Source organism: Pseudoalteromonas sp. NFXS53 (genome assembly GCF_056629255.1).
The window spans coordinates 20,001-33,902 of record NZ_JBWVBR010000026.1 but is presented as its reverse complement, the minus strand read 5'-3'; the positions used below and the strand labels follow the sequence as shown (position 1 = coordinate 33,902).

Annotated in this window: 10 protein-coding genes; 4 read left to right on the top strand and 6 right to left on the bottom strand. The window is 42.6% G+C overall.

The window, feature by feature from the left end:
• Positions 1 to 184: 184 nt before the first annotated feature.
• Complete coding sequence (locus AC1HJP_RS19930) at positions 185 to 1,816, top strand: response regulator (protein WP_480363262.1); 1,632 nt, start codon at positions 185 to 187, stop codon at positions 1,814 to 1,816.
• Between the two features lie 60 nt (positions 1,817 to 1,876).
• Here AC1HJP_RS19930 and msrB read toward each other — a convergent pair whose 3' ends face one another.
• The 6 genes from msrB to AC1HJP_RS19900 all read right to left on the bottom strand — a co-directional run bounded on the left by msrB (position 1,877) and on the right by AC1HJP_RS19900 (position 10,038).
• On the bottom strand, positions 1,877 to 2,317 hold the full coding sequence (gene msrB, locus AC1HJP_RS19925; RefSeq protein ID WP_138567009.1) for a peptide-methionine (R)-S-oxide reductase MsrB: 441 nt from the start codon (positions 2,315 to 2,317) through the stop codon (positions 1,877 to 1,879).
• A 3-nt stretch (positions 2,318 to 2,320) separates the two neighbouring features.
• On the bottom strand, positions 2,321 to 2,806 hold the full coding sequence (locus AC1HJP_RS19920) for a DUF2919 domain-containing protein (protein ID WP_130255033.1): 486 nt from the start codon (positions 2,804 to 2,806) through the stop codon (positions 2,321 to 2,323).
• Between the two features lie 95 nt (positions 2,807 to 2,901).
• On the bottom strand, positions 2,902 to 4,920 hold the full coding sequence (gene ligA, locus AC1HJP_RS19915) for an NAD-dependent DNA ligase LigA (protein ID WP_480363261.1): 2,019 nt from the start codon (positions 4,918 to 4,920) through the stop codon (positions 2,902 to 2,904).
• A 70-nt stretch (positions 4,921 to 4,990) separates the two neighbouring features.
• On the bottom strand, positions 4,991 to 5,677 hold the full coding sequence (gene zipA, locus AC1HJP_RS19910) for a cell division protein ZipA (protein ID WP_480363260.1): 687 nt from the start codon (positions 5,675 to 5,677) through the stop codon (positions 4,991 to 4,993).
• A 17-nt stretch (positions 5,678 to 5,694) separates the two neighbouring features.
• On the bottom strand, positions 5,695 to 9,087 hold the full coding sequence (locus AC1HJP_RS19905) for a chromosome segregation SMC family protein (RefSeq protein WP_480363259.1): 3,393 nt from the start codon (positions 9,085 to 9,087) through the stop codon (positions 5,695 to 5,697).
• 204 nt (positions 9,088 to 9,291) lie between these two features.
• Complete coding sequence (locus tag AC1HJP_RS19900) at positions 9,292 to 10,038, bottom strand: TrmH family RNA methyltransferase (protein WP_404393701.1); 747 nt, start codon at positions 10,036 to 10,038, stop codon at positions 9,292 to 9,294.
• Between the two features lie 278 nt (positions 10,039 to 10,316).
• On the opposite strand from AC1HJP_RS19900, the gene AC1HJP_RS19895 reads away from it, so the two are divergent.
• The 3 genes from AC1HJP_RS19895 to cysZ all read left to right on the top strand — a co-directional run bounded on the left by AC1HJP_RS19895 (position 10,317) and on the right by cysZ (position 13,822).
• Positions 10,317 to 12,389: a TonB-dependent receptor gene (locus AC1HJP_RS19895; RefSeq protein WP_480363258.1), complete on the top strand. Its 2,073-nt coding sequence runs from the start codon at positions 10,317 to 10,319 to the stop codon at positions 12,387 to 12,389.
• Between the two features lie 289 nt (positions 12,390 to 12,678).
• Complete coding sequence (locus tag AC1HJP_RS19890) at positions 12,679 to 12,975, top strand: hypothetical protein (protein WP_480363257.1); 297 nt, start codon at positions 12,679 to 12,681, stop codon at positions 12,973 to 12,975.
• A gap of 115 nt (positions 12,976 to 13,090) precedes the next feature.
• On the top strand, positions 13,091 to 13,822 hold the full coding sequence (gene cysZ / locus AC1HJP_RS19885) for a sulfate transporter CysZ (protein ID WP_404393695.1): 732 nt from the start codon (positions 13,091 to 13,093) through the stop codon (positions 13,820 to 13,822).
• The last annotated feature ends 80 nt before the right edge of the window (positions 13,823 to 13,902 follow it).

Here is a 13,902-nt window from a genome sequence, read left to right as displayed (position 1 = left end):
TCGTTAGCTCAGTTGGGAGAGCATCGCCCTTACAAGGCGAGGGTCACTGGTTCAAGTCCAGTACGACCCACCACATAATCCAATCTTAAATTCTTAATCTTACTCTGTTTTATCTCCAAACTATTTAAAAAAGCCCATTAAAGGTCTAGACTGTCATAAGCCCTTATCGTTACTAATTTATTCAATGAGCTTAAACAACTTTAGCAATATCAAGCTGTTAATTGTCGAAGAACAGCCACTCGCTCTGAGTCACCTCAGGCGCTCTTTGGAGCAGCTACAGTTTAAGCATATCTATATGGCTGAGCATGCCGTTGCTGCGATAGAGCTTTGCGCCAATGAAAAATTTGATTTAATTATTTGCTCATTTGACTTAACTAAGCGACAAAACGGCTATCAGCTTTACGAAGAACTCAAAAATAAAAATCTCATCAAAAACACCACCGCTTTTATTTTTGTCTCAGCAGAGACCAGCGGCGAGCTTGTTCATAGTGTTCTTGAACTTCAACCCGATGACTTTCTAGTAAAACCATTTTCAATAAAAGAATTAAAAGCAAGGCTTACTCGCGTATTAAAGCGCAAATCTGCGCTCAAACAAATTTTCACTTTAATTGATGATGGAAATGACTCGAAAGCAGTTAAGTTTATCGACAAAGAACTCGATAATAATGACAACACCTATAGCCCTATAATGCTTAAGCTCAAAGGTGAAGCGTTGCTTAGACTAAAACGAGTTGATGAGGCTAAAACATTCTACAAATCAGCGCTTTCTTTACAAAAATTCGCTTGGGCTAAAATTGGCCTGGTAGAAGCTTTAATTGCAAACAAAGAACATGTGCTAGCTCAACGTATGCTAAAGACCATGTTAGAACGCTCTGAAACTCGATTGGTTGCGCTCGACTTACTTGGTCGCCTTGAAATGCAATTGAATCAATTTGAAAACGCACAAACCTTCCTCCAGCAAGCATCTAGTATGGCACCTCGTAATATCGAGAGGCAAAAAAACTTGGGTCGCGTTGCATCTATTAATCATGATTACGAATCTAGCTACAACGCGCATAAAGACATCGCTCAGTACGCTAAGCACTCCATTCATGATAGCCCTGAGATCTATCTAAATGCAGCTAGAGCGGGCATCGACTTTGCCTTAGCCACAGATCAAACTGAGCAAATTAATCGCATCACACGACAAACACAAAAATATCTAGGTGATTTAAAGAAACAATTTCCCAATGCCGATAATCAAACCCAGTTAGATGTTTTAAACGCGCGTATTCACTACTTGAAAGATGAGCACCAAAAAGCGATTCAACTTATTAATCAACTAGAAGACGAACCAACAATACGATCTATCGATGCTGCACTTGATAAAGCAAAAGCTTGTCATGAACTAGGGATGCAGCACAAGGCTCAAGATTTATTCACACAAATCATACAACACTGTGAGCGTCATAAAGACATTAGTGACCCCACTACCCTACACTATATTCATCAGCAAAAAACCGAAAAACAAGACATTACCATGGGTCCGAAAGAGCTCAACAACCATGCTGTGACTCAGTTTAACCGCGGTAGAATTGATGTCGCGCTTGAAGCATTTACGCAAGCGTTTAGAGTCATGCCAAAAAATGCCAGTATTGCTCTTAATTTGGCGCAATGTCTATTAGACAAAAACCACCAAAAAGAAAACACCATAAACACCCCATTGCTCAAGAAGTGCTTTGCGCTTTTAAACAGTGTGGATTTAGAAACAGATCAGAAAGAGCGCTTAGGTAAGCTGAAAGTCACCTGCGATGAGCTGGGACTTTCATTAGAATAGTACCAATCCTCAATAGAACGCTTAATTGAGGGGATTGGTATAAGCTTTAACTAAAATATATTACGCTTTTGTCATTGATAACGCGTTTACACAATAACGTAAACCTGTTGGTGGTGGCCCATCAGGAAATACATGGCCTAAATGCGCGTCACACACATTACACACAATCTCGACTCGCTGCATGCCATGGCTGTTATCGCCAATATAAGCAATCGATTCTAAATAGGCGGGCTTTGTAAATGATGGCCAACCTGTACCACTGTTAAACTTTTCATCCCCTGAAAACAGTAAATTATTGCAACAGGCACAATGATAGTCTCCGGCTTCAAATACCGTGCAACTACCACTGCTAAACGGCCTTTCGGTGCCTTTGTTTCGGGTAATATAGAAGACTTCAGGGTCTAGCTCTTGCTGCCATTGCTCAGCAGTTTTTTCAACCCGATTTTTCGGCTCTGGATTACCAGTATTGGCGTACTTTAAAACATCTTGCCAGGTCAGCATAATTTACCCCTTGTTATCTTGTTTTTCAGGCTCAGGCCAATCATTAAAAAAGTAACTTAAATAGCGACTTTTCAGCAAATATAATATCACCCACAACAAGAGCACCATTTGCACTGCTAAAAACATCGAAAATTGGTAATACGATTGTGATGCTTGATAGATCAACCAGGTTAAATCTAAACATGCACAGAGCAATAACGGCCAGCGCATATGTCGCCAAATTTTAGCTAACTTCTGAGAGCTGGTTGGTCGGCGAAGTGAATATATTACAGTCGGCACAATGGCAATGGCTCCAATACCTAACGCCGTAAAGAAGTGGAATTTAGAAACAAAGAACAGCGACATAAAATCGATATCGGGACGTCTTGCCAATGCAGAAAAAGTCCATAAAAAATAGGCACGCAGCAACACCACCAGCGTCAAGTTGAATGCCAAAGGTGTTCGATACACGCCATATTTATCCCAATATTCTGGGCCGTAATGTTTCATAAATGTCCTACCCTCTATGCAGAGGTACTACTACAAAAACGCGGCCATATTGACCGCGTTACTAGCAAGTGTATTTCTATAATTGCTGCTCGGTATTACTCGTGTTCAGCGAACAAAGCGATTAAGGCATCTTCATCAAGGATTTCAATACCTAAATCTTGTGCTTTAGTTAGCTTAGAACCCGCTTTTTCGCCTGCAACAAGCGCATGAGTGTTTTTAGAGACACTGCCAGCCACTTTTGCGCCCAGAGCCTGCAAACGCGCTTTCGCATCGTTACGATTTAGCTGGCTCAATGTACCGGTTAAAACATACGTTAACCCTGCAAGCGGCTGTGCATCCGCAGATTTCTGTTCTATTTGCGGCCAATTGATACCAATTTCAAGTAGTGCATTCACAACAGCTTGGTTGTGTGGCTCGTTAAAGAAGGCATGAATGTGTTTAGCAACCACAACGCCTACATCACTAACCGTTTGTAAGTCATCCGTGCTCGCTGCCATTACCTTTTCTAGCGTTAAATAGTGGTTTGCCAGATTCTGCGCGGTCGCTTCACCCACTTCTCGAATACCCAAAGCATATAAGAATTTTGCCAGAGTCGTTTGCTTTGCAGCTTCTAAGGCGCCTACTAAGTTCAACGCCGACTTTGGCCCCATGCGCTCTAATGACTCAAAATGGCCTTGCTTTAAGGTAAATAAGTCAGCAGGTGTTTTAATCAGTTCTCTATCAACAAGCTGATCGACAATTTTATCGCCAAGACCATCAATATCGAATGCTTTACGTGATGCAAAGTGTTTAATCGCTTGCTTGCGCTGTGCTTGGCACACTAACCCACCGGTACAACGGGCGACAGCTTCACCTTCAATGCGCTCAACGTGTGAGTCACATACAGGACATGTTTCAGGGAAAACGATGTCTGTAGCATCATCAGGGCGGCGATCTAGCACCACTTGTGTTACTTGAGGTATTACATCCCCCGCTCGGCGTATAATGACGGTATCACCGACTTTTACGCCAAGGCGCTCTATTTCATCACGGTTGTGAAGCGTTGCGTTTGACACGGTTACACCACCGACGAAAACCGGCTCTAAACGTGCCACCGGTGTAATTGCACCGGTACGACCTACTTGGAATTCAACATCCAGTAATTGAGTAATTTCTTCTTGCGCAGGAAACTTAAAGGCAATGGCCCAACGCGGTGCGCGGGCAACAAAACCAAGTTGCTGTTGGTAATCTTTGCGGTTTACTTTGATCACCACACCATCGATTTCATAGGCAAGACTTGCTCGACGCTCAAGAATGTCTTGATAATACGCCATTACTTCTGTGGTGCCTGTCACTAGACGCGTTTCAGGACACATTGGAAAGCCCCAATCTTTGAGCTTACTGAGTTGCTCAAAATGTGCATCTGGCAACTCTACACCTTCAACAACACCGGTTGAGTAAGCGTAAAACATCAGTGGACGCTTAGCGGTAATTTTAGAGTCAAGCTGACGTAAACTACCTGCTGCCGCGTTACGCGGGTTAGCAAAGGTTTTTTCACCTTTAGCAAACGCCGTTTCATTTAATTTTTCGAAACCCGCCGTGTCCATAAATACTTCACCACGCACTTCAAGCTCAGCCGGAATATCATCACCACGTAAACGCAACGGTACGTTACGGATGGTTTTAACGTTCTCAGTGATGTTTTCACCAACTTGACCGTCACCGCGTGTTGCCGCCTGCACTAACACGCCATCTTTATATAAGATAGATACCGCTAGGCCATCGAGCTTTGGCTCGCAACAAAAATCCAGAGGCTCGCTCACCAATAAGCGCTCTTGAATACGACGATTAAATGCGGTGAATTCAGCTTCATCAAAAGCATTATCAAGAGACAACATAGGCACTTTATGAGTCACTTGAGAAAACTTACTCAGCGCTTCCCCACCGACTTTTTGCGATGGAGAGTCAGGCGTGAGTAATTCAGGGTTTGCTTGCTCTAGCGCCATTAACTCACGCATAACCCTATCGTATTCTACGTCTGGCACACTTGGATTATCTAATACGTAATACTGGTAGTTATATTCTTCTAATTGCTGTTTTAATGCATCAATTTGCTTAACAACTGACTCTGACATCTCGACCTCTAAAAACAAAAAGCCACCAAGCGTGAGCTCGGTGGCCTAAAAAATCATAACGCGCTAATCATTAAGCGGCGAATTCGCGAACCTTTTCAACATAGCTGCGAACCGTTTCAACACTTAAAGGCTGACGTTGGTGATCAAGCACCGTGGCACCAAACTCGTCAGACAGTTTCTTAGCAGCACTGTGCAGCATATTAAAGGCTGCTAGGCTATCGCCCTCACATGGTAGCGTCATAAATAAACTCACGCCCGCAGTGCTAAACTGCTCCATGTTATCAATATCGAACGTACCTGGATTGAACATATTCACTAAGCGGAACAATACAGGGCCATTACCTGAAGGCTCAACATGACGGTTAAAGAAGCCTTCATCAGAATATTTAAAACCTAAGCTCAAAACACAAGGTAATAGCTTAGAGCCCGCCATAGAAAGACCTTCTGGCATTTCAATGTGCAAGATAATAAAGTCTTGTGGCTCAGGGGCTGCTGCCGGCGCAGCGTCTTGTTGTTGCTCTTCAGCAACAGGTTCAGCAGTTGGCTCTTCATCTACTGCTGAAAAATTCATATCACCCAGTTCAGGCTCATTGTCTGTCGCTGGGGCCGCAGGCTCAACTTTAGGCTGTGGTTTCGGAGTATTATCAGTTTGTTCTGGTGTTTCTTTTTTTCTTACTGACCATAAGCCGTGGATCAATAAACCGCCAATAACTAGCGCACTGATCACGATTAATGCCCATCTTAATTCTTCGGCCATTACTCACCTTTATCTTGCTACGTTTGTGCCATTTGCACTGCTTGTTCTATGTCTACGGCAACCATACGCGAAACACCCGGTTCTGCCATGGTTACCCCCGTCAGTCTACCCGCCATTTCCATGGCGATTTTATTGTGACTAATATATATAAATTGCACCGATTGTGACATTTCTTCGACCAAACGGCAAAAACGCACAACGTTGGCGTCATCAAGCGGTGCATCAACTTCATCCAGCATACAAAATGGCGCTGGATTTAGCCTAAATATTGAAAACACTAATGATAATGCGGTCAGCGCTTTTTCTCCACCACTTAAAAGGTGAATTGTTGAGTTTTTCTTGCCCGGAGGCCTAGCCATAATCGCCACACCGGTTTCTAACAGGTCATCTGAGGTCAACTCAAGATAAGCTTGACCACCTCCAAACACTTTCGGGAACAAGCCTGCAAAGTCTTTGTTTACTTGATCAAAGGTTTGCTTAAAGCGTTGCTTGGTTTCTCGGTCTATTTTACGAATAGCCCCTTCAAGGGTTTCAAGTGCGGCAGTTAAGTCATCAAGCTGCTCATCTAAATACGTTTTGCGCTCAAGGGCTTGGTCATACTCTTCAATCGCAGCAAGGTTTACCGCACCTAACTCCAACAACTGCGCAGTGGTGTTTTGTAACTTTGACTGAAAGCTCACCAGCTTAGGGGTTTCTGGCAAACTTGCCAGAATATCTTTGAGTGTTTGCTGTAACTCTTCAAGGGGCTCTAGCATCAACTGCGCTTTAATCATTAGCTCTTGCTCTGCTAATTTAAGCTGCTGAAGCTGATTTTGTTTTTTCGTAACGCCCGATTGCGCGTCTTGCAAACTCGCTTGTTTATCTTGCAATGCTTTTTGGGCTTGTGCCTTTTGCGTTTGGCACTGCTCTAGCTGAATTTCGATTTCTTGATGCTGCTCAACTAAAACCATCAACTGCTCTTCACACTCTAGCAGTGGCAGTTGTTGATCTTCTAATTGCTGCTGTAAAGTTTCAAGTCGCTCTAGAGCGCTATTTAACACGCTTTGGCTGTGTTGCTGCTTTGTTTGCTCAAGTTGCCACGTATTTTGTACTTTTTGTAACTCAAGCTCTGCCTGATGCAATGCTTGCTGAGCCGTTTTCGAGTGACTTGCGGCCTGAATATAGGCCTGCTCTTGTTCATCAGCCTGAGTTTGTAACTCAATTTGCTGCGCTTGAAGTAACTCAAGGGCAGCTACCATGTCCGCAATCTGTTGTTTTTGCTTGGCAATAGGTGCTGCTTGCTCAGTTAACTGTGCTTGAAGCGCGTCTTGCTTTTGTTGATATTGTTCGAGTGTTTGCTGCCAATTAGCATGTTGCTTTTCTAATAGCTCGGAGTGAGTTTGTGCCTTCGCCATACCTTGTGCGATTTGGTGAATACTGGCACTGTTACTCTCTATTTCTTGTTGTGCTACTTGTAAACGAGTTTGCAGGGCTTCTTTTTGCGCTTTTGTTTGCTCAACGTCTGCGATGAGTTTTGGTAATTCAGCATTAAGTTCGTTTAATTGCGTTTGCTGTGTTAATAAGCCAACTGATGTTTGTTTAGACTTACTAACTCTAAAGTTCTCACCATACAAGTTACCTTCGCCATCAACGGCCATCCACCAGCCTTGATCAGGAGTAAATCGCTGACCTTGTTCAAGTAATTGGATCTGGTTTAAAAATGCAGGGTAAACCTGCCCCTGCAGTAAACTTGCAACTGAGCCCTCGCGAGGCGCTCGGTTGTTATTCCAGACACCATGCTCAGTGGTGCTTTCGCTCACAGGCAATAACGTCATGCCAAGAATCGCACTTTCAACAATCGCTGCATGACTAGCCGTAACGGATAAGGTTTGCAGTAACGTCTGCTGTACGTCCTCGGTCAGTGAGCTAAGCACATTCTCTAACGCACTGATATTTGCTTTGCAGCTACTGACCTTTTGTGCGCGCTCACGCTCTTCAAGCTCGGCCTTTGAATAACTAGTCTGTGCATCATCTAAAGCAACAGCCAGTTGCTTGGCCTGCGATTGTAGCCCAGCCATTTGTTTCGCAAGCTGATTAAATTCGGCTTTTGCTGCATCGAGCTCTTTTGTGACTGATTGGCTTTGCTGCTGTTCAATTTGCTTTGCCACATCTGCAATATTTGCCTGCAAGTGAGTCAGCGATAACTCTGCTTGCTTAAGATTTTGTTCTGCTTGCTGAAGTGCTTGGCGCTGCTCAGATAGTTCATGCTGCCCTGCATTTAACTTCGCTTGTTGTGCTTTATGTGCAGCTTGTGACGATTCAAATGTATTTTGTGCTTTTAATAACGCGTCTTTCGCTTGTTCAAGCCCTTGCTCAGCCGCTTGCTGTTGCTCGGTAAACTCAGTTTGCGCATACTGCAGCGTTTGCAGTGCATCTTGTGCTTCTTTAAGTGCGTGCTTTTGTTTATCTATATCAGCTTGTAGTTGTGTTTTTTGTTGCTGTGCACTGAGTTTTTGCTGTTCAAAGCGAATTATCTCGGTATGAATACGGTGCTTTTGCTGCTGTGTGTCTTCTAGTTTATGGGTGTCTTGTTCAAGCTTTGCTTCTAATGCTGAGAGCACATCAGCATGACCTTGATGGGCGTCACTAAAAAAGCGGATTTGTTTTTCAAGCTCTGCGATTTCGGCGGCTTTTTGCTGTTGTTGTGTGTTTAGCTTTTGCCATTTAATGACTGCAACTTGGCCTTTGAGCAAACGCTCATCTCGCTTAAGCTCACGATATTGCTTGGCTTGCTCTGCTTGCACTGCGAGTTTATCAAGCTGATTTTTCAGCTCTTGGCGCATATCTAACAAGCGCTCTAAGTTATCACGGGTACTTTGAATACGGGTTTGGGTTTCGCGTCGTCGCTCTTTGTACTTAGAAACACCGGCTGCTTCTTCTAAAAATACTCTGAGCTCTTGTGGGCGGCTTTCAATTAAGCGAGAGATCATCCCCTGTTCGATAATCGCATAGCTACGCGGGCCAAGGCCTGTGCCTAAGAAAATATCGGTGATATCGCGTTTACGACATTTGCTGCCATTGAGAAAATACAATGATTGGCCGTCTCGGGTTACTAAACGCTTAATCGCGATTTGATTTCGATTGGCGAGACTGCCTTGTAACACACCTGAAGTATTATCAAAGAAAAGTTCTACCGAAGCTTGAGAGACAGGTTTACGGTGTGTTGAGCCGTTAAAAATAACGTCTGTCATGGCATCGCCACGCAGGTTTTTTGCTGAGCTTTCACCTAACACCCAGCGTACGGCGTCAATCACATTAGACTTACCACAGCCATTGGGACCGACCACACAGGTCATCTGATCTGGAAACGGGATCTTGCTGGGCTCAACAAATGATTTAAAGCCAGCAAGCTTAATATGGGTCAGCCGCATGATTTGTTAGGGTTACTTTAGTTAATTGAAAACAATAACAAAATAATCTTCAAAGATTAATACCATTCCTCTTAATTAAGCGATCTATTTTGAGGCAAGAAAAACTTGTCGATAACGAGGCGAAAATTTTGCTATTTAGTTGTTCTAAATGAGAAATTTTCAACGAAGTTAGCGTCAGTTTTAGTCCCTCAAAATAATTGAGCATTATTGAGGGTTGGTATAATCTTGGCGTTTAATGTTATCTAGGATGATCCCTGTAGCCATAGCCACATTCAGCGACTCGGCCCCACCAAAAGCAGGAATGGTGATCTTTTGATTGATGAAAGGTGCAACTTGCTCTCGAATGCCATGAGATTCGCTGCCCATCACCAACACCCCTTTTGCAGCAAACTGCGTTTTATGGACACTTTGACCACCCAGGTAGGCGCCATAAACATCGCCGTCATAGTCCGCTAAAAAAGCCGCCAAGTCAGTGCGGATCACATTCACACGAACAAATGAGCCCATGGTCGCGCTGATCACCTTAGGATTAAAATGGTCAGCACAATCTTGGCTAACCACGATTTGCTTTAGGCCATACCAGTCAGCCACGCGAATAATAGTGCCTAGGTTTCCAGGGTCTGATACTCCATCTAGCGCTAACACGAGGCCTGATGTGTCTATACTGCTTGGCTCTGGCATAGTAACAATGGCAATGGCTGCATTGTTACTTACTAACGTGCTCGCTTTACTTAAACTTTCTTCATCGGCTTCGACAATGTCATCGGCAAGAATCTTATCGTTATGGGCTGCAATAAATGCTGGTGAGGCAAATAACTGTTTTACTGGCACATTGGCAGCAAACAACTCAAGGATATTTTTTTCTCCTTGCACTAAATAGCAATTATGTTGTTTGCGATATTTTTTCTGCGCCAATGCACGCAATAATTTTAGTTGGTTTTTAGAAATCATAGTTACCCCACAAAAGACCTTGGCGATTATACCTGATATTTATAAACACAAACAGATTGCGACCTTTCAGCGTCAGAACTGCTTGTTTTGATTTAAAACATCACTATTGATAATTATTTGCATTTACATTTAACATCCTTGTACCTATAATCCCCGCCGTTGAATTCTCTGCACTTATTATATTCAACAGTCAACTCGACGAGCTCGGCATGCGCATCCATACCAAGTATCGGTAGGAAAGCCGACCTATATCCAAAAATTATTGAGAGGATCTCATAATGTCTAAGATGTTTACCAAGACCTTAATTGCAGCTTCACTATCTTGTGCGTTTTTAAATACAGCTGCTTTCGCTGAAGATGACAACACAACTCATGAATCAATGGAAACCATTGTTATCATGGGTGAAAAAGCCGATAGAACTTTAAAAGATACTGCTTCTTCTGTATCAGTAATCAATGAGGAATTGCTTAAAACATTGACTCATTTAAGCGTTACTTCAGCAGTCTCTGAAATTGCCAATGTGGTTGTTAAACCAGGCGCTTTACCTGACATTCGCGGTGTATCCGGTAATGGTGCTGCCGCAGGCTTTAATGGTGTAACAGGGGGTGCTAAGGGCCGTGTTTCAATTTTGGTTGATGGCATTTACCAACCTTACATGGCTGACTTAACCGGTGACTCAGGTATCTGGGATGTAGAACAAATCGAGGTATTCAGAGGCCCTCAGTCAACGACGAATGGCCGAAACAGCCTTGGTGGCATGATCTTCATTAAAACCAAAGATCCAAGTTTTGATTGGGAAGCCGCAGGTAGGCTTGGATACCGTAATCAAAGTGATTACATTGATACTTCTGTGATGGCGTCGGGCCCTATTATTGAAGATGAATTAGCATTTAGATTCACAGCGCAAGGTCTTCAAGGCAATGATTATGATAACAGCATCATTCACCCAACCCACAACCCTGAATTTGATTTAGACAAACTCAAAACCACGCGTTATGGCACTAAGCTATTGTGGAAGCCAAAAGCCCTTGAAGGGTTTTCTACTATGTTAAGTTTTGACAGCAACAGTGAAGAAGGCAACTCAGGCCGTCGTTATTTTAGAAATGACGATCCTTGGGCCTTCGTACCAAATTTCGAAAGAAATATGGACACAGATACACGCACAACAAAATTAAATGTCGACTACACAATTGATAAAGACAGCAGCGTCGATGTGTTGTGGGCATATATGGATCACAGGTGGGGCTTTAATTCATACGAATTAGTTGAAGCGAGAAATCAGCTACTGATTATGAATGAAAAGAACGTGACTTTTGATGGTAAGTACAACTTTGGTTTAAATGATGCAGCGCTTAAGGGCTTTATTGGCCTGGCCTATTTTGAGCGAGAGCAGGATTACCAAAGCCATACTGGCTTCTTATATCAAGGTAACGACAGTAGTGACTCACGCGCAATCTATGGTGAAGTCAGCTACAACATCAATGAGCAATTTAGTGTGATTTCAGGTCTACGTGTAGAACAAGAATCACAGTTCCGTGATTACATAGAAAATGCGATGGAAGGTGAACAATTGGTTCATCGCTCACGCTCTATACTTGATCAAGAAAATACCATTCGCTTACCTAAAGTGGTTCTGCAATACAAAATAAATGAACAACATACCGCAAACATCAGTGCACGCCGAGGCTATAACTCTGCCGGCGGTGCTTTTAACTGGATGACGCAGCAGTACTATTACTACGATGCTGAATATGTGAACACCTACGAAGCTGGCCTAAGAAGCTCACTGAATGATGGCAATATTAACTTCAGTGCCAATGTATTCTTCAATGCCTACCAAGGCTATCAAGCTGTTGGACCAAATAGGAACATTGATAACCTCGCTCGCGTTGATACATATGGCCTTGAATTAGAAATGTCGGCTATGCTCTCAGACAATGTACAAGTGACCGGTGGTCTAGGTCTTCTTGAGACTGAAATGAAAGATGGCACTGAAACTTTCAAAGACTTAGATGGTAAAGAGCTCAACTCAGCCCCCAAAATCACCGCCAATGCTGGTGTTAAGTATTGGTTCAATGATGCCTTCAATGTCGGTCTTTCTGGTAATTATGTTGATGAGTTTTTTGGGACATTTACTAATGAACCAGAAAAGAAAGCGGGTAACTACTCTCTGGTTCGAGTGCATGCCAACTATGAATTGGAGAATTGGCTATTCAATGTATTCGTGAATAATGCGTTAGATAGACAAGCTGTAACTCACCGTTCACCTGCAAATGCCCGTGACCCATATGGCAACGCAGGTATTATTGACCCGCGTACTTTCGGTATTTCAGCGACTTATACGTTTTAAACCAGTCCTCTTAATTAAGCGTTCTATTTTGAGGCGAAGAAAATTTGGCGATAACAAGGCGAAAATTTTGCTATTTAGTTGTTCTAAATAATAAATTTTAAACGAAGTTAGTGTCTATTTTAGTCCCTCTAAATGATCGAGTATTATTGAGGACTGGTTTAATCGCTATTGAAAGCTTGAGCTAGCACAAAGGCGGGTTACTTTACTCGCCTTTTTCCTTTCTTTTATTTGGACAGTATATCCTCATAACGCTACACTATTCGCGTTTTTATTAAACAGTTTATCGACTATGACACCTGAATTTGCAATTATCGCGGTTAATTTTATTGTTCTGTTTGTTGCCTATTTTTATGCAAACCCAAAATATGCGGGCAATGACTTTAAGAAGATCTCTCTACAAGATTTAATTGCATCGGTGATTTCTTTGTTTGTCGTCGGCTCTGTATATATGGGCTCTTCTCAAACTTTCACTTTAGTTTTCACTGAAGTTAACTGGGTGTGGTTTACACTTGTCAGCTTCTCAGTCATCGAGCTGCCCTTCTTTTTATGGTATGCAAAACGTTACAACGTTGAATTGCCTAAATAACCTTATTGCTGATCGCAAGCTTCCACTTTGACATAGTTTGTTACCATAAGCGCTAGTCGCTGTCTCTGGAACACTTTATACTAAAAACGTGTACATATAATTGTTGAGGCTAGTTGTGCAGTTAGGCAAAGGTATTGAGTATTTCATTGCTGGGTTTTCGTTAATAACTCAAAAAGGACTAAAGCGCTTTGTATTTATTCCATTGTTTATTAATGTTTTGCTATTCGGCAGTTCTTTATTCTTTTTATATGATTGGCTAGTTCAAGGCTTTGAATACATCAACAACTTGCTGCCATCTTGGTTAAGTTGGCTTGAATGGCTGATGTGGCCGATTGCTATCTTGGTGATCTTATTCTCATACTCCATGGTTTTCACTGTGATAACCAATTTCATTGCCGCACCTTTTAATGGTTTGCTTAGTGAAAAAGTTGAGCTCTATTTAACAGGCCAACCTATCAATGACGATAAGCTGTCAGATACTTTAAAAGACGTACCGCGTATGCTTGGACGAGAGTGGACTAAGCTTTGTTACTATCTTCCTAGGGCAATTGGTTTCTTTATTTTACTTTGGATACTCCCTGTATTCGGGCAAATCATGTGGGTGCTATTTACCTGTTGGATGTACAACGTACAGTACAACGACTACCCGTTTGATAATCACAAGATTCATTTCAAGCAAATGAAAGACGACCTAAAAAGCGAACAGGGGTTATCGTACGGGTTTGGTTTTGCAGTATTCGTGCTCACCTCAATTCCTTTCGTAAACTTGATCGTAATGCCTGTTGCGGTATGTGGCGCAACCAAGCTATGGGTTGAAAATTACCGTAAGAACTATCGTGAAGTTTAACTCTATGTAATTTAATTTCCTGAAAAAAATGGCGACCTACTGGTCGCCATTTTTAGTGGGAGTCTGTTAAACAATAAGCT

Bases quoted from the DNA above. Each gene is read 5' to 3' on its own strand.
- AC1HJP_RS19930 (WP_480363262.1), top strand. From the start codon at position 185: ATGAGCTTAAACAACTTTAGCAATATCAAGCTGTTAATTGTCGAAGAA.
- msrB (WP_138567009.1), bottom strand. From the start codon at position 2,317: ATGCTGACCTGGCAAGATGTTTTAAAGTACGCCAATACTGGTAATCCA.
- AC1HJP_RS19920 (WP_130255033.1), bottom strand. From the start codon at position 2,806: ATGAAACATTACGGCCCAGAATATTGGGATAAATATGGCGTGTATCGA.
- ligA (WP_480363261.1), bottom strand. From the start codon at position 4,920: ATGTCAGAGTCAGTTGTTAAGCAAATTGATGCATTAAAACAGCAATTA.
- zipA (WP_480363260.1), bottom strand. From the start codon at position 5,677: ATGGCCGAAGAATTAAGATGGGCATTAATCGTGATCAGTGCGCTAGTT.
- AC1HJP_RS19905 (WP_480363259.1), bottom strand. From the start codon at position 9,087: ATGCGGCTGACCCATATTAAGCTTGCTGGCTTTAAATCATTTGTTGAG.
- AC1HJP_RS19900 (WP_404393701.1), bottom strand. From the start codon at position 10,038: ATGATTTCTAAAAACCAACTAAAATTATTGCGTGCATTGGCGCAGAAA.
- AC1HJP_RS19895 (WP_480363258.1), top strand. From the start codon at position 10,317: ATGTCTAAGATGTTTACCAAGACCTTAATTGCAGCTTCACTATCTTGT.
- AC1HJP_RS19890 (WP_480363257.1), top strand. From the start codon at position 12,679: ATGACACCTGAATTTGCAATTATCGCGGTTAATTTTATTGTTCTGTTT.